Annotated in this window: 19 protein-coding genes and 3 pseudogenes; 13 read left to right on the top strand and 9 right to left on the bottom strand. The window is 62.9% G+C overall.

Features of this window, described 5'->3' with window-relative positions; all coding sequences use genetic code 11:
• Positions 1–37: 37 nt before the first annotated feature.
• Together K7H91_RS17055 and K7H91_RS17060 are read left to right on the top strand one after the other, a co-directional pair.
• Positions 38–2083, top strand: coding sequence for an NAD(+) synthase (locus K7H91_RS17055; protein WP_024338472.1), 2046 nt, complete (start codon positions 38–40; stop codon positions 2081–2083).
• Positions 2084–2197: 114 nt separating this feature from the next.
• Positions 2198–2611, top strand: a complete 414-nt coding sequence (locus tag K7H91_RS17060) for a MerR family transcriptional regulator (RefSeq protein WP_024338473.1) — start codon at positions 2198–2200, stop codon at positions 2609–2611.
• Positions 2612–2811: 200 nt separating this feature from the next.
• Here K7H91_RS17060 and K7H91_RS17065 read toward each other — a convergent pair whose 3' ends face one another.
• The 3 genes from K7H91_RS17065 to K7H91_RS17075 all read right to left on the bottom strand — a co-directional run bounded on the left by K7H91_RS17065 (position 2812) and on the right by K7H91_RS17075 (position 4151).
• Positions 2812–3132 carry a DUF736 domain-containing protein gene (locus tag K7H91_RS17065; protein WP_111344254.1) on the bottom strand — a complete coding sequence of 107 codons (321 nt, stop codon included), beginning with the start codon at positions 3130–3132 and terminating at the stop codon, positions 2812–2814.
• Positions 3133–3235: 103 nt separating this feature from the next.
• Entirely contained in the window at positions 3236–3589 is a 354-nt protein-coding gene (locus K7H91_RS17070) for a hypothetical protein (RefSeq protein ID WP_230721436.1), read from the bottom strand.
• A gap of 124 nt (positions 3590–3713) precedes the next feature.
• Positions 3714–4151, bottom strand: coding sequence for a hypothetical protein (locus K7H91_RS17075; protein WP_230721437.1), 438 nt, complete (start codon positions 4149–4151; stop codon positions 3714–3716).
• 242 nt (positions 4152–4393) lie between these two features.
• Between K7H91_RS17075 and K7H91_RS25860 the strand changes: the two are divergent.
• Together K7H91_RS25860 and K7H91_RS25865 are read left to right on the top strand one after the other, a co-directional pair.
• Positions 4394–4591 (top strand): annotated as a pseudogene (locus tag K7H91_RS25860) (transposase); the annotation flags it as partial.
• Between the two features lie 38 nt (positions 4592–4629).
• Entirely contained in the window at positions 4630–5154 is a 525-nt protein-coding gene (locus K7H91_RS25865) for an IS5 family transposase (protein WP_419197491.1), read from the top strand.
• Positions 5155–5293: 139 nt separating this feature from the next.
• Here the strand turns inward: K7H91_RS25865 and K7H91_RS17085 are convergent.
• The 6 genes and pseudogenes from K7H91_RS17085 to K7H91_RS17110 form a co-directional block, all read right to left on the bottom strand.
• A pseudogene (locus tag K7H91_RS17085) lies at positions 5294–5881 on the bottom strand (M48 family metalloprotease).
• Entirely contained in the window at positions 5779–6228 is a 450-nt protein-coding gene (locus tag K7H91_RS17090) for a hypothetical protein (protein WP_230721439.1), read from the bottom strand. The pseudogene K7H91_RS17085 and the gene K7H91_RS17090 overlap by 103 nt, the downstream one beginning before the upstream one ends.
• Entirely contained in the window at positions 6225–6704 is a 480-nt protein-coding gene (locus K7H91_RS17095; protein ID WP_230721440.1) for a phosphate-starvation-inducible PsiE family protein, read from the bottom strand. The genes K7H91_RS17090 and K7H91_RS17095 overlap by 4 nt, the downstream gene beginning before the upstream one ends.
• Positions 6705–6819: 115 nt before the next feature.
• A complete protein-coding gene (locus tag K7H91_RS17100; RefSeq protein WP_086466662.1) occupies positions 6820–7311 on the bottom strand; it encodes an Hsp20/alpha crystallin family protein in 492 nt (163 codons plus the stop codon).
• 20 nt (positions 7312–7331) lie between these two features.
• A complete protein-coding gene (locus K7H91_RS17105; protein ID WP_028713488.1) occupies positions 7332–7730 on the bottom strand; it encodes an Hsp20/alpha crystallin family protein in 399 nt (132 codons plus the stop codon).
• Positions 7731–7744: 14 nt separating this feature from the next.
• The gene (locus tag K7H91_RS17110; RefSeq protein ID WP_230721441.1) at positions 7745–8170 is read right to left on the bottom strand and encodes an Hsp20/alpha crystallin family protein; all 426 of its coding nucleotides are present in this window, start codon (positions 8168–8170) and stop codon (positions 7745–7747) included.
• 202 nt (positions 8171–8372) lie between these two features.
• Here K7H91_RS17110 and K7H91_RS17115 point away from each other — a divergent pair, with 202 nt between their 5' ends.
• The 9 genes and pseudogenes from K7H91_RS17115 to K7H91_RS17155 all read left to right on the top strand — a co-directional run bounded on the left by K7H91_RS17115 (position 8373) and on the right by K7H91_RS17155 (position 18515).
• On the top strand, positions 8373–8804 hold the full coding sequence (locus K7H91_RS17115) for a MarR family winged helix-turn-helix transcriptional regulator (RefSeq protein ID WP_230721442.1): 432 nt from the start codon (positions 8373–8375) through the stop codon (positions 8802–8804).
• A 14-nt stretch (positions 8805–8818) separates the two neighbouring features.
• On the top strand, positions 8819–10651 hold the full coding sequence (gene ftsH, locus K7H91_RS17120) for an ATP-dependent zinc metalloprotease FtsH (protein WP_230721443.1): 1833 nt from the start codon (positions 8819–8821) through the stop codon (positions 10649–10651).
• Positions 10652–10714: 63 nt separating this feature from the next.
• A complete protein-coding gene (locus tag K7H91_RS17125) occupies positions 10715–13609 on the top strand; it encodes an ATP-dependent Clp protease ATP-binding subunit (protein WP_230721444.1) in 2895 nt (964 codons plus the stop codon).
• Positions 13610–13686: 77 nt separating this feature from the next.
• Positions 13687–14829, top strand: a complete 1143-nt coding sequence (locus K7H91_RS17130; protein WP_230721445.1) for a sigma-70 family RNA polymerase sigma factor — start codon at positions 13687–13689, stop codon at positions 14827–14829.
• 26 nt (positions 14830–14855) lie between these two features.
• Positions 14856–15503, top strand: coding sequence for an HdeD family acid-resistance protein (locus K7H91_RS17135; RefSeq protein WP_230721446.1), 648 nt, complete (start codon positions 14856–14858; stop codon positions 15501–15503).
• A 211-nt stretch (positions 15504–15714) separates the two neighbouring features.
• Positions 15715–16335 (top strand): hypothetical protein, encoded by a 621-nt coding sequence (locus K7H91_RS17140; RefSeq protein ID WP_115672674.1) that lies wholly within the window; start codon positions 15715–15717, stop codon positions 16333–16335.
• Between the two features lies 1 nt (position 16336).
• Entirely contained in the window at positions 16337–16897 is a 561-nt protein-coding gene (locus K7H91_RS17145; RefSeq protein ID WP_230721447.1) for an NADH dehydrogenase ubiquinone Fe-S protein 4, read from the top strand.
• 41 nt (positions 16898–16938) lie between these two features.
• Positions 16939–17682 (top strand): annotated as a pseudogene (locus tag K7H91_RS17150) (rhomboid family intramembrane serine protease).
• A complete protein-coding gene (locus K7H91_RS17155) occupies positions 17673–18515 on the top strand; it encodes an SDH family Clp fold serine proteinase (protein ID WP_230721448.1) in 843 nt (280 codons plus the stop codon). Before K7H91_RS17150 ends, K7H91_RS17155 begins: the two are co-directional and overlap by 10 nt.
• Positions 18516–18525: the final 10 nt, after the last annotated feature.

Consider the following 18525-nt stretch of genomic DNA (forward strand, 5'->3'; position numbering starts at 1 on the left):
GATCGGGCACCGCAAGAACACGAGATGAGACCGGCGGATGAGCTTCTATTCGATTTATCAGCAGGGTTTCGTTCGCGTGGCTGCCTGTACACCGAAATGCGAAGTCGCCGATCCCAGCTACAATGTCGCTGAGACGCTCGCGCTCGCCCGCGACGGTGCGCGCCAGGGTGTTGCGCTGATGGTGTTCCCGGAATTGGGCCTCTGCGGTTACGCGATTGACGATCTTCTCGGCCAAGCCGCGTTGCTGCAGCGGGTGGAACAAGCGATCGAGGAAGTCGCGGCCGCGAGCCGCGAGCTTTCGCCGGTTCTGCTCATCGGCGCGCCGCTGGTGCGGGAAGGACGACTCTACAATTGCGCTGTCGCCGTCCATCGTGGGCGCATTTTGGGTGTTGTTCCCAAAGGACATCTGCCGAATTATCGGGAATTCTACGAAAAGCGTTGGTTCGCTTCGGGCCGAAACTTGAAAGGCGCTACCATCGAGATCGCTGGTCAGTCCGTCCCCTTCGGAATGGATATGATTTTAGCGGCCGAGGATTTGCCAGGCTTCGTCTTCCACGTCGAGCTGTGCGAGGACGTATGGGGACCGGCTCCGCCCAGCGACTTTGCCGCGCTCGCTGGCGCTCTCATCCTTACCAACCTCTCGGCCAGCAACATCACTGTCGGCAAGGCCGAAACCCGCCGGCTGCTCTGCGCAACCCAATCGGCGCGGTGCTGGGCTGCATACATCTATTCCGCGGCCGGTCCGGGCGAGTCGACGACGGACCTCGCTTGGGACGGTCAAGCCTGCATTTATGAACTCGGGCAGCTGCTGGCAGAGACCGAACGGTTCCCGCAGGACTCGCAAATGGCCATCGCCGATGTCGACGTTGATAGGCTCAGACTGGAGCGCCTGCGCACCGGCACCTTCAACGAGGCGGCCATCGCACAAGCTATGCCTGAAGACAGGTTCCGGCGTATCGGCTTCCGGTTCGAGCCGTCGATGACGGACCTCGGGCTGCGCAGGGCCGTCGCGCGCTTCCCCTATGCTCCAGCCGATCCGGCACGCCTCGACCAGGACTGTTATGAGGCCTACAGCATCCAGGTCCAGGGGTTGATGAAGCGCCTTCAGGCGACGGGCATCCGCCGCGTCTGCATCGGGGTCTCCGGTGGTCTGGACTCCACTCACGCGCTGATCGTGGCGGCGAAAGCGTTCGACCGGCTAGGCTGGCCCCGGTCCGACATTCTCGGCTTCACGATGCCGGGCTTCGCGACGGGGGAGGCCACCAAGGCAAATGCCTGGACGCTGATGCGTAGTCTCGGCGTCACCGCCGAGGAGATCGACATCAAGCCGTTGGCGCAGCAGATGCTGGCGTCACTTCAGCATCCGTTCGCGCAAGGCGAGCCGGTTTACGACGTGACGTTCGAGAACGTGCAGGCGGGCCTGCGCACGGACATCTTGTTCCGTGCAGCCAACCAGCGAGGCGCCATGGTGCTTGGCACTGGCGATCTGTCCGAAATCGCGCTCGGCTGGTCGACCTACGGTGTCGGCGACCATATGAGCCACTACAACGTCAACGCGTCGGTGCCGAAAACACTCATCCAGCATTTGATCCGCTGGGTGGCACAGTCAGCCGCCTTCGATGAGGCAACGAACGGCACGTTGCTCTCCATTCTTGACACTGTGATTTCGCCAGAACTCGTGCCGGCCGGCGAAGGCGGCGCCTTACAAAGTACGGAGGAGAAGATTGGGCCTTATGAACTGCAGGATTTTACCCTGTTTTATTTGACGCGCTATGGCCTGAAGCCGTCGAAGATCGCTTTCCTGGCCTTCCATGCCTGGCGTGACGCCACCGCCGGAGCTTGGCCTCCACAGTATCCGGAAGAGCGCCGTCGCGCATATGATCTGCCCACAATCAGATCGTGGATGGAGGTGTTCCTCTATCGCTTCTTCACGATCAGCCAGTTCAAGCGCTCGGCGTCGCCGAACGGCCCCAAAGTCACTGCTGGCGGCTCGCTGTCGCCGCGCGGCGATTGGCGCGCTCCGTCGGATGGCAACGCCCGCCTCTGGTTGGAGGAGTTGCGCGCTCACACGCCGTCGGAATGAACGTGCCCTGAGGGTTGGCGCTCAGCGGCCAACGGCAATCGGCGCACGGATGCCGATGACGCTTCCGCCCAGTTGTTATCCCTACTCGAACCACCGTTACGGAATGAATTCGCCATGATCACCATCGGAGCCTTGTCACAACGGACAGGCGTCAATATCGAGACAATCCGCTACTACGAGCGGATCAATCTCATCCCGCCGCCGCCCCGCACAGAGAGCAGGCGGCGCCTCTATGAAGCAGAGGATGTTCGGCGACTGACGTTCATACGCCATTCCAGGGATCTCGGCTTCGACATCCCGGCTATTAAGACGATGCTCGCTCTGCAGGAAAGGCCAGAGTCCTCTTGTGAGCAGGTGAGCCGAATTGCCACCGATCAGCTCGAAGCCGTCGAGGTGCGGATCCGACGCCTTCTCGGACTTAAGAGCGAGCTCACTCGGATGATCAAATCGTGCGACAATGGGAAAGTCGCATCGTGCCGGATCATAGAAGTTTTAGCTGACTCACCCAACTCGCATGATGCCCCCTGAATCGCTGAGGAATTCAGGAACATCCACGACTTTGTTGGCTAGGGAGTGCCCGAATACCCCATCTATAATAGTCGCCTCTTCCAATTTTGAAAGCAGAAAAACTGTTTTGAGACGGGCAATCGGTGGTTGGCGGCGCAACTGATTCGGTTGGCGATAGAAGAGGCCCCGCCCGGACCTGCCGGGCGGGAATCTGTCCGGCTTCACTCGCCGTTGCGGCGGGTGGGGCGGGACCAGATGAGGCTGTATCCGCCGTCCTCGTCGTCGAAGAGGTTGGCGTAGATCGGAGCGGTGAAGCTCGGATCGTCGAGCTTGAGGCCGAGATAGTCGCGACCCTCGTTCGACTGCTTGGACCAGGCGGCTCCGATCTCGGCGCGGCCGACCAGGACGCGGTGGCTGGGAGCGTTCTCGCTGGTCTGGTTGGTTTCGGGGACGATGCGGACGTTCTTGGCCTGCACGTTGAGGGTGACGATTTCGCCGGTGTATTCGTTGCCGGACTTCTTGAAGGTGCCGATGGTTGCCATGGTAGTTCTCCTTGATCACTGGTTTCGAGCCCGCACCACGCGGCCTCGATGGCGATCGGAGAGGCCGGAGGCGATCGACGGCGCATCGCTTGCGACCGCAGCGTCAGCGGAGGATGGCGATCCGGCGGGTTTCTTGATGCGCGAGGAATGGCCGCGTAGCGGCAAGGGGAAGAAACTTGACGGGCGCCATTGCGCCATAGGCGATCGAGGCGCAGCCGGTCTTCGGCCAGATCAGCCCATTGAAGAGGCCGTTTGGAGCGGTCGGCTCACAGGGATCGTTCAAGGAGAGAATGGCAACGCCGAACACCTTGGTTCTTGTCCGGCCAAGAGCAACGGAAATCGTCTTTGGCCCTGCAGGCCAGTCCGCTTCATACCCGGCGATGCCACCTGATGCGGAAGCAAGCCGCTCTGCGTCCGGCACCGGTCGTACGTTTCGGGGCAAATCACGCCATGTCATCGGGGGGCGAACTCTCGACCGAAATCGTCGGTCCGCCCTGTACCACGCGTCCACATTTCTCAGCCGTCGATACGGACGCGGCAACAGACCTCAACCCCTGTCCCGGCTTCGCCTGCAAGTGCGTTCAGATGCTGGCGGGGGTCTGCTCGGCAGGTCCGGGCGGGGCCACGGAGGTCACGCGCACGAAGGCCGTGATCCCGACCGCCACCGCGCCGATCACGGAGAAGACGGTCTGCCAGGTCTCCGACGGCATGAGATGTTTGACGATGCCGTGGGTGGCGTAAAAGCCGGCAATGGCAGCCGGCGCCACGAAGGCGAGTGCGACGGCGAGTTTCACCCACATGGGCCGGGCGAACAGGATGAGGAACTGCGCAAGGCCGAACACAAGGCCCGCGCCGACAAGACCGACAAGGACGCTACCCGGCAGGCCGGCGCCGGTCTCATAGGCCCACATGCCTGCCGCCACGCCTCCGAGCGCGGGCAATGCGTAGATGGCGAGCGTGAACAGCAACCAGCAGAGGACTGCAATTGCGGTTATGGATCCGAGAATAGCAACAATCATGGCGGCGTCTCCGTAAGATGAGGTTCGAACGGTCGCGCCTCCACCACCACCCCGGCGCAAGTTAGTGTATCATACTCAGGATTGAGCTGCGACGTGGAAGGACTATTCCGTTCGCAACTCTCACTAGGCCGTGTGGACGAATTGACTCAGGTATAGATTTTTGGGTTACGGGGAGGAATCCAGTCTGATTCATAGGTTGCCGACTGATTTGGAGATCGGCGATGTCCACGAAGATGACGGATATGGATTGGGCGAACGCGCTGGAGGTGTTCCAGGCCTGCCTGCCACGGCGGGGCCGCAAGGCGGCGGACGACCGGTTGTTTCTGGAAGCGATGCACTTCTTCACGGTGGAGAATGTGCGCTGGCGCGCGCTGCCGGAACGCTTCGGCCGCTGGAACTCGGTGTGGAAGCGCTTTGACCGGCTGAGCAAGGCCGGCGTGTTCGAAGCCTTTTTCGACACGTTGGCCGAGATGAGCGCATCGGCCCATTTGATCCAGATGTTCGATTCCACCATCGTGCGCGCGCATGTCTCGGCGGCCGGCGCAAAGGGGGGCAGCAAGGCCAGGCGCTCGGCCGCTCGCGCGGCGGGTTCACGACCAAAATCCATGCCAAGGCGGACAATTCGGGCGACATCATCGCGTTCGATCTGACCGGCGGCCAGGTTGCGGACACAACCCGCTTCGAGACCCTGCGCGACATAGGGCCCGACATCAACCCACGCGCCGCGCTGGGCGACAAGGGCTATTCCAGCAAGGCCAATCGCGCCGCCGCGCGAACGCGCGGCATCGCCCCGGTCATCCCCCACAAGGCCAACGAGGAGAACACGCCGGCCTTCTTCGCAAGGACACTCTACAAGGCGCGCGCCCGTATCGAGCAAGGCTTCGGGCGGCTCAAGCGCTTCAAACGCGTCGCCCTGCGCTGCGAAAAGACCGCACGCAATTTCCGATCCATCGTCAGCTTCGCTGCCGGCCTATGCTTGATCAAATTCGTCCACACAACCTAGTGCGCTCGTGATGCTTCGAAATTTCAGTCCACTCTGTTCGAAAATGGCGGAGAGGGTGGGCCTGATATCCAACCTTCTCCGAAAGACCTGCCTTTTGACAGGTCGCCGTTCTCCTGGGCGATCCAGCTTCCCTGCAGGCCTACCAGTAGAGCCCAAGGCGATGGAACCGAGGCGGTGTCCCTCCCAGCGGTATCCTTGCGGCCGGGTAGCAGACAAGGGCGGGGATCGGGCTCGTGCGCCCCGTGACCAGGTCCCGGAGGCGGCGGATTCGGCTTTCGGTCGGGGGATGCGTCCTGAGCAACGAGGGCTCCGGAATGCGGCGGCCGGGTAGAAGGATCTCCTCCCAGAACCGACCGACCCGGCGTTCGAGCTTAACGAGCGCGCGCACGAGCCCCTCCGGATCGCCGGTCAAATCTGCTGCGGCGCGGTCGGCGTCTTACTCGCGCGTGCGCGAATGGCCGAGTTGGACCAGCGCCATGAGGGTGGGCGCGAAGGCAAGGAGAATCGCGACATGCCAAGGCACATGGACCATGCCTGCCAAGACCAGAGGCAGGTTGAGGAGCAGAAGCAGCTGTCCGAGCCAGCTTGTCAGCGAGACGAGGCGCGACATCATGTCTGCGAGGCTCATAATCCACAGGTCGCGGTTGGCGATATGCCCGATCTCATGCGCCAGAACCCCGGCGAGTTCTCGCCGTCGAGCTGGTCGAGCAGCCCGTCGGTGACGCAGATGGCGCTGTCCTCGGGCCTGCCCAGGCCGAAGGCGTTCGGCAGTCGGCTCGGCACGCGATAAAGCGCCGGTGCGCGCTGCAGCCCGGACCTGCGGGCGAGTTCGGCCAGGGCCGCGACGAGACCGGGGGCATCACGACCGGTGAGCCGCTGCGCCTGATAGGTCGAGAGGAGCAGCCGGCGTGGCATCGCGGGCGCAAATAGGAGACCCCCGCCCATCGCGAGCGCCATGAGGAGACCATTTTCGGGTCCGGCGATCGCTGTCACCGCGATCCAGGCGATGAGCCCGAGCAGCAGCGCCGATTGCACGAAATTAAGCAGGCGGTGGTTGGCGGAGGGCGTGGTCATCGCGTCTCGTGGCCCCCGAGTTCGCGTCGGTCCTGATCGCGCACCAGCCAGTGGACAGCGCCGAGCGCAAGCGCCGCGCCCGCGAGTGCTGCAATCTTGGATGATTCCGTCTCGCTCAGGTCCAGAATGATGAATTTGCGCGCGATGGCGAGGAGCGCGATCAGCACGATCGTGCGGACCTGGAGGATCCCGAAGCTGCGTTCGGTCGCAACAAGAAGGGAGCGCTTGAACTCGAGCGCGATCACCACGGTGAAGATCATGCCGAACACCACCTGGAAGGTGGCGTAATCGAGAGTGTCGAATGCCCCCAGAACCAGGCGGTTCACGACTTCGCGCATCAGCGCCCAGACCGACGCCACGACGATCGCCGCAATGATGACGCTGAGGACGAAGATGACACCTTGCTCGAACTTCTCGTAGAGCGTCATCGCCGACCATTGTTCACGGGTCAGCCCGGATCGTTGCAAGTCTTTCATGATTGCCTCTCGAAGGCCGCCCCGGAGAGACAAGCTCCCCGGGGCTTCTCCAGACGGTGCGATATCGCAAGGAGCGGAGGGGACGCCGCAAACCGGCGACACCCAATGTGGCAAATCAGCCGTTCTTGACCTCGATGCGCTTGACCTTCGCCTGCGCCTCGGGAGTCTGGGGCAGCTTGATCGTCAGAACCCCGTTCTTGAAGGATGCCTGCGCCTTTTCGCCATCCACACCGGGAGGGAGCGGAATTGTCCGGTAGATCGCGCCGTAGCTGCGCTCGGACAGGTAATACCCCTTTTTCTCCTCCTGGCGCTCGATCTTCTTCTCCCCCTTCACAGTCAACATGTCATCGTTGACCGTCACCTCGATGTCCTTCATCTCCATGCCCGGCAGCTCGATCGATACTTCGATCGCCTTGTCGGTCTCGACCACGTCGGATTTCGCTTCGCCGCTGCCAAAGGGCCATTCGAAATGACCGACACGGTTCCAGAAGTTCTCGAACACATGGTTCATTTCGCGCTGGAGTGTCGCGATCGGGTTGTCTTCGCTGCTCTTGGCATCTGGCGCGCCGTCCTTGCGCGCCCAGGGGATGAGGTCTTTGATCTGCATGATATGGTCTCCTTCGGTTTTCAGGCGCCCTTGACGGCGATCTTTTTCGGCTGCGCTTCAGGGGCTCGGGGGAGCGTCAGGGTGAGGACACCTCCACGCATCTCGGCTTCGATCCTGTTGGGGTCGAAGTCCTCGGAAAGCGTGAAGGCACGCTCGAAATCGCCCTCGCCATATTCGGCATAGGCAAGTTCGAGGTTTTCCGGCCGCACCGGGTCAACTTTGCCGCGGATCGTCAACACACGATTTTCGAGCGTGATCTCGACCGCATCGGCGGCGACCCCAGGCATTTCAAGCATCATGGAGACACCCTGATCGGTCTCGACGATATCGGTCAACGGGCGGTAGATGCGTCCGCCGCCGGTGGTCTCGGGCGAGTCGGTCGGCGTCTTTTCGGCGGCTTGCGTGATGTCGGTGCTCATCGTTCCAGCTCCTCTCAGGCTGCCTTGATCTCGATTTTCTTCGGCTTTTCTTCCTCGGGCCGGGAGATGACGATCCGCAATACGCCGTTCGTCATCCTCGCCTCGACCTTGTCATCCGAGGCCGCGAACGGCAGGCGGATAGTGCGGGAAAACCTGCCGAAACCGCGTTCGTTGCGGTGCCAGCGCGCACCGTCGGGAACCTCGGGCGCCTTGCGTTCGCCCGAAAGCGTCAGGACGTTGTCCTTGACCGAAATCTCAATGTCGCCCGGTTCGATGCCGGGAAGTTCAGCGGCGATGGCAACGGCCTCAGGGCCTTGCCAGACATTCACCGCCGGGAACGCCGCGCGAGCCGGCGGCCAGAAACCGCGGTCGAGATCGCGCATCGTGGAGCGCATCAGCGCAAAGGGATCGCTGCGGCGCAGATATGTCGGGTAGAGCATTACTGGCCTCCTGTTGCTGATCGATGCCCCCGAACCGTCGGCATGGAGGGACCGGGCAACGGTGCCGGCCGGATGTGGGTTCGGAGACCGCCCATCAAGATAGGCGGTTCCATTTATTATGCAAGCATATGTGATGCGTGCATTGCACTTTGGATGGAGTGCGGTCTATCCTGTGTCTCATGCAACCGGAGGAAGGATACCTATGATCTCTTCGGACATCGCGCTGATCGGGACGACGATCCACCGGGTCGCGCAGCTCATCCAGCAGCGGATCGACCAAGACATCCGTGACAGCGGCCTGACCCGCCTGTCCTGGATGGCGGCGGCGCATGTCGAGGATGCGCCCGGGCTGACCATCGGCGATCTGGCCGACCGACTTGAGGTCGGCCCGGCCACTGCGGGCCAGCTCGTCGATCGCATGGTCCGGGGCGGCTGGGTCGAGCGGTCGCCCTCGCTCGACGACAGGCGGTCGCAGATCGTCACCGCAACGTCGAAGGCCGGGGCGATGCTGGAGGAACTCGCGCCGCGGCAATCGGCGCTCGAACATGAAATCCTGCAGGATCTGTCGGCAGACGAAAGGCGCATCCTGCTGGCGCTACTCGAGCGGATCAGGGCGCGGCTCGGGCGCCAGTGAAAGGGACAAGCGGCATGGAAAGGAAGACCGAATATAACATCTGGTACTGGGTGGTGGCTTTCATAGCCGTGCTTTTCATCCAGAACCTGATCGCCGGCTGGCAATTCGTCGCACCGATCAGCTACAGCCAGTTCGAGAGCTATCTCGAGGATGGCAGGGTCGCGTCCGTCGCGGTCGGCGCGGACACCATCACCGGCACCTTCACCGACCCCGTCGACGGCAAGAGCCAGTTCGTCACCACGGTCGTGGATCCCGCGATCCTGCAGCGGATCGACCGCTCCGGCGTCGAGATCACGGGCGTTCCTCAGAACACCTTTCTCGGCACGCTGATTTCCTGGGTGGCGCCAGCGCTTGTCTTCTTCGGAATCTGGATGCTGTTGTTCCGCAAGTTCGCCGACAAGCAGGGCTTCGGAGGCTTCATGCAGGTCGGCCGCAGCAAGGCCAAGGTTTACATGGAAAAGGAAACCGGCGTCAGTTTCGCTGACGTGGCCGGCGTGGACGAGGCCAAGGCCGAGCTCGAGGAGGTCGTGGAGTTCCTCAGGAACCCCGCCGAATACGGAAAGCTGGGCGCACATATCCCCAAAGGCATATTGCTCGTTGGGCCGCCGGGCACCGGCAAGACGCTTCTGGCGCGCGCAGTGGCAGGCGAGGCGGGCGTGACCTTCTTTTCGATCTCGGGCTCCGAGTTCGTCGAGATGTTCGTGGGCGTCGGCGCCGCACGGGTGCGCGACCTGTTCGAGCAGGCCCGGAAATCCGCCCCGGCGATCATCTTCATCGACGAGCTGGACGCTCTCGGGCGGGCGCGCTCCTCCGGCCAGACCGCTGGCGGCCACGATGAGCGTGAGCAGACGCTGAACCAGCTTCTGACCGAGCTCGACGGCTTCGACCCTTCGGTGGGCATCGTGCTCCTGGCCGCCACCAACCGACCAGAGATCCTCGACCCCGCGCTGCTGCGTGCGGGACGCTTCGACCGGCAGGTGCTGGTGGATCGGCCGGATAAGAAGGGACGTGTGCAGATTCTCGGCGTTCACATGAAAAAGGTGAAGCTCGCCCCGGACGTCGATGCCGAGAAGGTCGCAGCGCTTACTCCCGGCTTTTCCGGGGCGGACCTCGCCAATCTCGTCAACGAGGCTGCGCTGCTTGCCACGCGCCGCAAGGCCGATGCGGTGACGATGGACGACTTCAACAATGCCGTCGAGCGCATCATCGCAGGGTTGGAAAAGAAGAACCGCGTTCTGAACCCGCGCGAACGCGAGATCGTGGCGCACCACGAGATGGGGCACGCGCTGGTGGCGATGGCTCTGCCGGGGGTGGACCCGGTGCACAAGGTCTCGATCATACCGCGCGGAATTGGCGCGCTCGGCTACACGATCCAGCGCCCGACCGAGGACCGCTTCCTGATGACGCGGGAGGAACTCGAGAACAAGATCGCCGTGCTGCTGGGCGGGCGCGCGGCCGAGAAGATTGTCTACGACCACCTCTCGACCGGGGCGGCGGACGATCTGGTCAAGGCCACCGATATCGCCCGCGCCATGGTCGCGCGGTACGGGATGGACGAAGACCTCGGGCATGTCAGCTACGACACCGATCGGCCCGGCTTTCTCGGCACCGGCGACCAGTCGTCGTGGCTGAACCGCCGCTACAGCGAGGCCACTGCCGAGCGGATGGACGCGAAGGTGCGCGACATCGTGGATGGCGTGTTCAAGCGCACCGTCTCGCTTCTCGAAGCCAACCGGGCGCTGCTCGAGCAATCGGCGCAGGATCTCCTGCAACGGGAGACACTGGACGAGCCCGATCTGGTGGTAATTGGGTCCAAGGTGAAAAGAACGGAAGCAGTCGCTGCGTGACACCGTCACTGACGCAGATGATCGGCGGACAACCCTGACTGGATAAAGAAACGGAGAGGAAAAATGGCAAACGGAACTTGCGATATTTGCGGTCGCCCGGCGACGGCGCGCGTGCGCGCCTCGGTGAACGGCAAAGTTCAGAACATGGAGCTGTGCGATCAGCACTACCGCGAAATGGTGCGCCGGTCGGGCCGCAGCGCATCGCCGCTGGAGTCCCTGTTCGGACGACATTCCCTTTTTGACGAATTCTTCGGCGATAGCGGGTTCGGCAGCCTGTTCAGCGACAGCCCGCTGCGGGGTGGTGCACTGGGCGCCACGGGCGCGGGTGAGGACGACGTCGTGGATGCCACCTTCGGGGAGGAAACGCCGCGCCGCGGATCGCGGCGCGGCGGCGGACGCACCATCGCCGATCGGCTGAGCGAACAGGGCAACAAGCTGCTGCAGGATGCAGCACAGAAGGCCGGGGAATTCGGGCGCAGCGAGGTCGATACCGAACATCTGCTTCTGGCATTGACCTCGTCTGACGTCGTCAAGACGATCCTGGAACAGTTCAAGGTCGATGTGGACGATCTGCGCCGCCAGATCGAGAAGGAAGCGAAGCGTGGAGACGCCAAGACGGAAGGCGAAATCGGCGTAAGCCCTCGCCTGAAGGACGCGCTGAACCGGGCCTTCATCGCCTCGAACGAACTCGGCCATTCCTATGTCGGTCCCGAGCACCTTCTGATCGGACTTGCCGAGGAAGGTGAAGGCCTGGCCGCGGCGATGCTGCGCAAGCTGGGGTTGACGCCGCAGGCGCTGCGTCAGCAGGTGACGAAGGTGGTCGGCAAGGGAGCCGAGGAAGGCCGCGTCGAGACTCCGTCGAACACCCCCGATCTCGACCAGTTCAGCCGTGACCTGACGAAGCTCGCCCGCGAGGGCAAGCTCGATCCCGTCATCGGCCGCGCCCGCGAGATCGAGACGACGATCGAAGTGCTGGCCCGCAGGAAAAAGAACAACCCGGTGCTGATCGGCGAGCCCGGCGTGGGCAAGACCGCCATCGTCGAGGGACTTGCACAACGGATCGTCGCGGGCGAAGTGCCCGAGGCGCTGCGCGACAAGCGGCTGGTCGAGCTCAACATCAACTCGATGGTGGCCGGGTCGAAGTATCGCGGCGAGTTCGAGGAGCGAGTCCAGAAGATCCTCAAGGAGATCACCGAGGAGAAGGACAGCCTGATCCTGTTCATCGACGAGATGCACACCATCGTCGGCGCCGGCCAGGGCGGTGGCGAAGGTGGTCTCGACATCGCCAACACCTTCAAGCCGGCGCTGGCGCGGGGCGAGCTGAACCTGATCGGCGCGACGACGCTCAACGAGTACCAGAAATACATCGAGAAGGACGCGGCGCTCGAGCGACGGTTCCAGCCGGTTTATGTGGACGAGCCCACGGTCGCACAGACCATCATGATTCTGCGCGGGCTGCGCGACACGCTCGAAAGCCACCACAAGGTGACGATCACCGACGAGGCGATCATCGCCGCCGCGGAGCTTTCGGATCGCTATATCACCGGTCGCTTCATGCCCGACAAGGCGATCGACCTGATCGACCAGGCCGCGGCGCGGGTGAAGATCTCGGCCACTGCGCGGCCCGTGGACGTGCAGGAACTCGAAGCCGAGGTCGCGCAGATCAAGCGCGAACAGGACTATGCCGCAGCCCGCAAGCAATTCGACCGAGCAGCAGAACTGAAGAAGGAGCTGGAGCAGAAGCAGAAGGAGCTGGACGAGCTTCTGGAGATCTGGAAGCGCGATCAGGCTTCGGCGACCGCCGAGGTGCGCGCCGATCACGTCGCGCAGATCGTCTCCAAGATCACCGGCGTTCCGGTCACGGACCTGACCACCGAGGAGAAGGACAAGCTCCTCAAGCTCGAGGAGAAGCTGCACGAGCGCGTCATCGGCCAGGAAGAAGCGATCCGCGCCGTGGCCGATGCGGTGCGCCTGGCGCGAGCGGGTCTGCGCGAAGGTTCCGGTCCGACCGCGACCTTCCTGTTCCTCGGGCCGACCGGGGTTGGCAAGACGGAACTGGCCAAGACGCTCGCGGAGGTGATCTTCGGCGACCAGGATGCGCTGATCCGTATCGACATGTCGGAGTATGGCGAGCGCCACTCGGTTGCCCGGTTGGTTGGCGCACCTCCGGGCTACGTCGGATACGACGAAGGCGGGCAGCTGACGGAGAAGGTGCGCCGTCGGCCCTACTCGGTCGTGCTCCTCGACGAGATCGAAAAGGCGCATCCCGATGTCTACAACATCCTGCTTCAGGTGTTCGACGATGGCCGCCTGACAGATGGCAAGGGCCGCGTGGTGGACTTCACTAACACCATCATCATCGCCACCTCGAACCTCGGTTCGGACATCATCCAGCGCAACCTCACGAAACGCGGCAGCAGTGAGTTCGACGAGGCCAAGCAGAAATCCGAACTGATGGAGGTGTTGCGCGGTCATTTCCGGCCAGAGTTCATCAACCGGATCGACGAGATCATCGTCTTTCATTCGCTGAATCAGTCGGAGATCCGCCAGATCGTCGAGTTGCAGCTCAACCGGGTGAAGCGGACCGCCCTTACCCAGGGCGTCGAACTCGAATTCGACGTGAGCGTCGTGGATCACTTCGGCGCGGTCGGCTTCCGTCCCGAATTCGGTGCCCGCGAGCTGCGCCGGCTGATCCGGTCGGAGTTGGAGACCGAGTTGGCTCGCGAACTGCTCTCGGGGCGGATCGAGGATGGCGACAAGGTCCGCGTCGCCTGGTCGGAAGACGAACAGAGGGTCGTGTTCGAAAAGATCGTAAAGGACACCGGTGACGACAGCCCGGACGATCAGGCCAAGGCCGGGATCGAGGAGCCCAGCGAAGTTGCCGAAAACAAGACGGACGTTCCGAAGCCCAGCGTTGGGGATGAGGTGCAGTCCAAGGACGACAAGTCCGACGAGTGACAGCGCAAAAGACTGGCCCGGCGCGATATCGGTCGCGCCGGGCCATCTCTTCGGAGAGTTATAGGAAGGTCCACGGCATGAACGTCATTAGATCATTCCGCAATCTCGACCGGCACGGCCAACAGCGCGCGCCTGAGGTCATCGAGGAAGAGGTGCGGCAACTTGAACCGCACCTTGCGCGCTTTCGCGAGGATCTGGTCCGGCTCGAAGACGTTGCCTCGCAGACGAGGGGCAAGAAGCGCATCAAAGTCAGCCTGCGCCTGCAGCTGCCGTCGGGCGTGATCGCGGCGCGGGAAGAGGGATTCGAGATCGAGCCTGTCCTGCGCAAGGCCTTTGCCGACCTGCGCCACCAGGTCGATCGGCATGTGGCGCGCCTCAAGCACGAGCCTGAATACAAGCGTCCCGCCCGCCGGCGCCGGATCGGCGCCCCGCTGCCGCCCGCGCGGAATGCGGCGGAAGCGGACCGGCGCCAACTCTTCTTCGACCTGATCGAGGATCATCTCGATACGGTCTACGATACCGTCAGGCGCGAGTTGACCTATCTCGAGTGCAGCGGGTCTGTGCCGGCTGGCTACCTGAGCGTTGGCGATATCGTCGATGCGACGATCCTCAAGGGGCTGGCCCGCTTCGAGGATCGGCCTTCGGAGTTTTCCGTCGGCGACTGGCTGAAACGGCTGGCTTTTGAGACCATCGAGGAAGAATCCCGCGCCGCCCGCCGCGCCGTGCCTGAGGATGCCGCCTCCATCGAGGCGGAACCCGAGGCCCCGGCGGAGGATCCGACCGAGGCCGATCAGGCGATGATCGAGTTCTACCAGCCCGACGAAGTGCTGATGCTGGAGGACCTCATCGCCGACGACGGCGGCACAGACCCCGAGACCGAAGTGGATCGTCATAAGATCGCCATGGCACTGCACCGGGCTATCGCAGATCTTGCTCCGGTCGAGCGCCGCGTCCTGTATCGGATGTACCTGGAAGACGCCACGATCGCGGAGACGGCAGACCTTTTCGGCCTGACCGAGACAGAGGTCGCCGAGATCGCAGAAAATGCGGGCGCGACACTACGCGCGAGGCTTGCCGAAACCGGGTTGGTCAGAGATCCATCAGGCCGCGCGCCCATCGAACGGGAAATCGCTCACACGCAGCGTCTACCTCAGCCGATCCAGGATCGCCGCCGCGTGGCCGCCGCCCTAACCGGCGAGGAGGCCGGCTCCGACACCTGACATGGAACTGAATAGGAGATCGACCAATGACCACATCCTCTGAAAACCCGACCGACAAGATGCAGGACATGCTGTGCAGCCTGTCCCGGAATTGGTGGGCATTCGTGTTACGCGGCGTGCTCGCATTGATCATCGCAGTGCTAGCCTTCGTCATGCCTGCGGAAGCGCTTCTGGCGCTCACGCTGGTCTTCGGCGCGTTCGCCTTTGCCGACGGCGTGTTCGGCCTCGTCGCCGCGATACGTAACATCCGCAAGGGCGAACGCTGGGGCTGGCTGATGTTCAGCGGCATTCTGGGCATCGCCACGGGCGTCGTCGTGGTTGTCTCGCCTTTTGTCGCGACGCTTGTGCTTGCGACATTCCTCTGGGCCAGCATCGCATTCTGGTCCGTGTTCTCGGGTGCCCTCGAGATCGCGGCAGCGATCCGCCTGCGAAAGGAAATCAACGGCGAAATCTGGCTGATCCTGAGCGGCCTTCTCTCGGTCGTTCTCGGTGTCGTCGTGACCTGGATGCTGCTGACGCGCCCGGTCGAAAGCTTCCTCGCGCTCGGCTGGCTGATCGGCTTCTACGCCGCGGTCTTCGGGGTGATGATGATCCTCCTCGGGCTACGGCTTCGCAAGGCGGATCGTTCGGACGGTGCGGCCTTCGATAACGCTCCCCCATCGGCAAAGGCGTGAGGTGCCCTGTGGTGGATGACGGGCGACTTGCCGGCGAGGAGCACGATTTCACCCGATGGGACGAAACGATCTTCGACCGTTGCCTGAGCACCGGTTTCAATCCGTTCGGCAGCGGTCCGACGCCAATCTTCCTGCGGCACCGGGACGCAGAGGCGCCGGACGCCGATGCAAAGCCGTGCATGCCACCTGACACCGAAAATGCGAGGTGCTGATGTCGAACCGCCTGCCTGACTTGGCATTTGCTGCTGCGGCCGCTGCCTTGGGCATCGGCATCGTTTTCGTTTTTCGTTCGATGTATCTTGCCGAAGACATACTGCCTTTCGCGCAGGAGATGACGCTCATCTTCCTCGGCGCTGTCGTGACGATCATTCTGACCGCGGCGCTTCTCAATCGCCAGACCGATCTCGAGCTTCGCAAGGAAGGAAGGGTCATCATCCTCCAGCAGCAATGCGACATTTACATGGCCTGTATCGAGAAGGTCGCAGAGATCGTGGAAACCGCAAGGCACGATGCCAAGCTGATCGATGAACTGCGTGTTCTCAGCCACAAGCTGGCTGTAGTCGCGAGTGCAGGGGTCGTTTCCAGCTTCGAGCAGGTACTGGAGAGATTGCAGTCCGGTTTTGCTGACGGCACGCTCTCGGACGGGGACGGAGAGGGCGTGATGAATGCCGTCGCCGATCTCACGATAGCGATGCGGTCGGACGTCCTGCACGCTGCTGCCTTTCCTTCGCAGAACACCGAACGCGCCGTTCGCCTGAATTCGAGGCGAATGGAAAAACTCGACGATCTCGAACGTCACCTTCTCGTATCCACCAACACCCGGGAGAACTGATATGCGCGGCCATAATCGCCCACCATTCCCGCCGAAAATTCCCGGAACCGATCTGCCATCCTGGGACGTGCCGACGGCAATCATCTACCGTCCTGCCCGTTCCGCGATGACATCGGCGCCTCGGCGCAACTACTGGGTCCTCGAGTTCGAGCCGTCGCGGCCGCCGCAGATCGAGCCGCTGATGGGATACACGTCGAGCGGCGATCCCCATCGTCCGATTCGGCTGAAGTTTCCGGATCGCGACAGCGCCGTGGACTTCGCAGAGCGGCAGGACTGGCATTATGTCGTGCGCGAGGACGCTGGGGGAGCCCGGATGGCGAACCCTTGGGCGGGTGAGACGCGCCACCGGCTGCACAGGGGCGTCGATGCCCCGGGAGCCTTCCGGGTCCCGTTCCGCCCCGATCGCCGCCTCTCAAGAGGCGTCCAGCATGAGAGCACGGCCGACCCGTCTACCAGCGACAGGGAGAGTTTCGATCCGGTCCTCGAAGCCTCGCTCGAATCCTTCCCCGCCTCTGATCCTCCGGCGTGGACGGGTGTGACAATTGCAAGAAAGACGACGTGATGACGGCCAGCTGCATGCGCTCGGGGAAATGAGATGTTTCCATGGGCCGATACCGTTGCGCGCAGATACCCCCCGTGGCCGTCTGGTCAGTCGTCGGGATCAGCCTTCTCGCTTTCCTCTACCAGAGCGGCCTGCCGCCGCGTGCGCTCAACCGGTTCCTGTTCGACTTCGCGCTGGTGCCGTCGCGCGTCTTCGGTCAGTTCCGCCTCGTCGCCCCGTCCGACTGGACCCCGTTCCTGACCAACATCTTCCTGCACGGGGGCTGGCTGCATCTCATCTTGAACATGTGGACGCTCTGGATCTTCGGCCCTGCCGTCGAAGATCGGCTCGGACCGGGTAGATTCACACTGTCCTATCTGTTCTGTGGTGTGGCGGCCGGACTGGCTCACGCGCTGGCGAACCCCCACTCAGTCGTTCCCGCGCTTGGCGCATCGGGGGCCATCGCGGGCGTGATCGGTTGCTAAGCACGCATGTTTCCGGCGGCTCGGCTGGTGGTGATCGTGCCGATTCTGTTCATTCCCGTCTTCTTCGAAGTGCGCGCGGTCATTTTCGCGATGATCTGGTTCTTCATGCAGGTCATTCCCGGCTTTCTGTCGCTCGGCAGCGATCAGGCCACGGGCGGGATTGCCTGGTGGGCGCATATCGGCGGGTTTGTCGCCGGTTGGCTCGTAACGCCACCCCTGCGAAGGCGCGCCGACGCCTATCGCCACTATTATCGCGACGAGGGCATCTATGGCTTTCTGCCGGATGGCCGACGGGAAGGAGGACAAGGTCCATGGACATAATGCAGCTGTTCTGGCTGTTCTTCATCATTTCGGCGCTGCAGCCGGTTCTGCAGCGCAGATATCTTGAGGCGATGCGCACACGCAAGATCGCCAACATCGAGAAGAAGCGCGGCAGTCGCGTAATTCTGCTGATTCATCGGCAGGAGACCATGAACCTGCTGGGTTTCCCCCTGATGCGCTACATCGATGTCAATGACTCGGAGGACGTCCTGCGCGCGATCCAGATGACCGACGACGAAGTGCCGCTCGACATCGTGCTGCACACACCGGGCGGCCTTGTGCTGGCAGCAACCCAGATCGCTCGGGCCATTCAGGGCCACAAGGGCAAGGTCACCGTGTTCGTGCCGCATTACGCGATGTCGGGCGGCACGTTGATCGCGCTTGCCGCCGACGAGATCGTGATGTGCGAGCATTCCGTGCTGGGACCCGTCGATCCGCAACTTGGCCAGTTGCCGGCCGCCTCGCTCCTCAAAGTCGTCGAGGAGAAACCCATCGCCGAGATCGACGACCAGACCCTGATCATGGCCGATGTCGGTCGCAAGGCCATTGCGCAGATCGAGGCATTCGCGAAGCGTCTTTTGTCCGACAAGATGGACGAGAACCGCGCGGCGGCGCTGGCGGCGAAGCTGGCGACGGGCACCTGGACCCACGATTATCCCATCTTTGCCGAAGAGGCCCGCGACATGGGCCTGCCCGTCGGAACGGACATGCCCAAGGAAATACTGGAGCTAATGACGCTCTATCCGCAGCCGGTTCGGCGCCAGGGCGGTGGCGTGGAATACCTACCCGCGCCGCGGCAGCGAGAGGCCCGCCGCGCCATATCCACGCGCTGAACGCTTGCAT

The organism is Martelella mediterranea (genome assembly GCF_021021415.1).
GTDB classification, from domain to species: Bacteria; Pseudomonadota; Alphaproteobacteria; order Rhizobiales; family Rhizobiaceae; genus Martelella; species Martelella mediterranea_C.

What these genes read in the sequence shown, in the direction of transcription:
- K7H91_RS17130 (WP_230721445.1), top strand. Translation starts at nt 13,687, where the DNA reads ATGAACGTCATTAGATCATTCCGCAATCTCGACCGGCACGGCCAACAG.
- ftsH (WP_230721443.1), top strand. Translation starts at nt 8,819, where the DNA reads ATGGAAAGGAAGACCGAATATAACATCTGGTACTGGGTGGTGGCTTTC.
- K7H91_RS17090 (WP_230721439.1), bottom strand. Translation starts at nt 6,228, where the DNA reads ATGACCACGCCCTCCGCCAACCACCGCCTGCTTAATTTCGTGCAATCG.
- K7H91_RS17100 (WP_086466662.1), bottom strand. Translation starts at nt 7,311, where the DNA reads ATGCAGATCAAAGACCTCATCCCCTGGGCGCGCAAGGACGGCGCGCCA.
- K7H91_RS17070 (WP_230721436.1), bottom strand. Translation starts at nt 3,589, where the DNA reads ATGACATGGCGTGATTTGCCCCGAAACGTACGACCGGTGCCGGACGCA.
- K7H91_RS17095 (WP_230721440.1), bottom strand. Translation starts at nt 6,704, where the DNA reads ATGAAAGACTTGCAACGATCCGGGCTGACCCGTGAACAATGGTCGGCG.
- K7H91_RS17055 (WP_024338472.1), top strand. Translation starts at nt 38, where the DNA reads ATGAGCTTCTATTCGATTTATCAGCAGGGTTTCGTTCGCGTGGCTGCC.
- K7H91_RS17145 (WP_230721447.1), top strand. Translation starts at nt 16,337, where the DNA reads ATGCGCGGCCATAATCGCCCACCATTCCCGCCGAAAATTCCCGGAACC.
- K7H91_RS17110 (WP_230721441.1), bottom strand. Translation starts at nt 8,170, where the DNA reads ATGCTCTACCCGACATATCTGCGCCGCAGCGATCCCTTTGCGCTGATG.
- K7H91_RS17115 (WP_230721442.1), top strand. Translation starts at nt 8,373, where the DNA reads ATGATCTCTTCGGACATCGCGCTGATCGGGACGACGATCCACCGGGTC.
- K7H91_RS17105 (WP_028713488.1), bottom strand. Translation starts at nt 7,730, where the DNA reads ATGAGCACCGACATCACGCAAGCCGCCGAAAAGACGCCGACCGACTCG.
- K7H91_RS17140 (WP_115672674.1), top strand. Translation starts at nt 15,715, where the DNA reads ATGTCGAACCGCCTGCCTGACTTGGCATTTGCTGCTGCGGCCGCTGCC.
- K7H91_RS17065 (WP_111344254.1), bottom strand. Translation starts at nt 3,132, where the DNA reads ATGGCAACCATCGGCACCTTCAAGAAGTCCGGCAACGAATACACCGGC.
- K7H91_RS17135 (WP_230721446.1), top strand. Translation starts at nt 14,856, where the DNA reads ATGACCACATCCTCTGAAAACCCGACCGACAAGATGCAGGACATGCTG.
- K7H91_RS17125 (WP_230721444.1), top strand. Translation starts at nt 10,715, where the DNA reads ATGGCAAACGGAACTTGCGATATTTGCGGTCGCCCGGCGACGGCGCGC.
- K7H91_RS17060 (WP_024338473.1), top strand. Translation starts at nt 2,198, where the DNA reads ATGATCACCATCGGAGCCTTGTCACAACGGACAGGCGTCAATATCGAG.
- K7H91_RS17155 (WP_230721448.1), top strand. Translation starts at nt 17,673, where the DNA reads ATGGACATAATGCAGCTGTTCTGGCTGTTCTTCATCATTTCGGCGCTG.
- K7H91_RS17075 (WP_230721437.1), bottom strand. Translation starts at nt 4,151, where the DNA reads ATGATTGTTGCTATTCTCGGATCCATAACCGCAATTGCAGTCCTCTGC.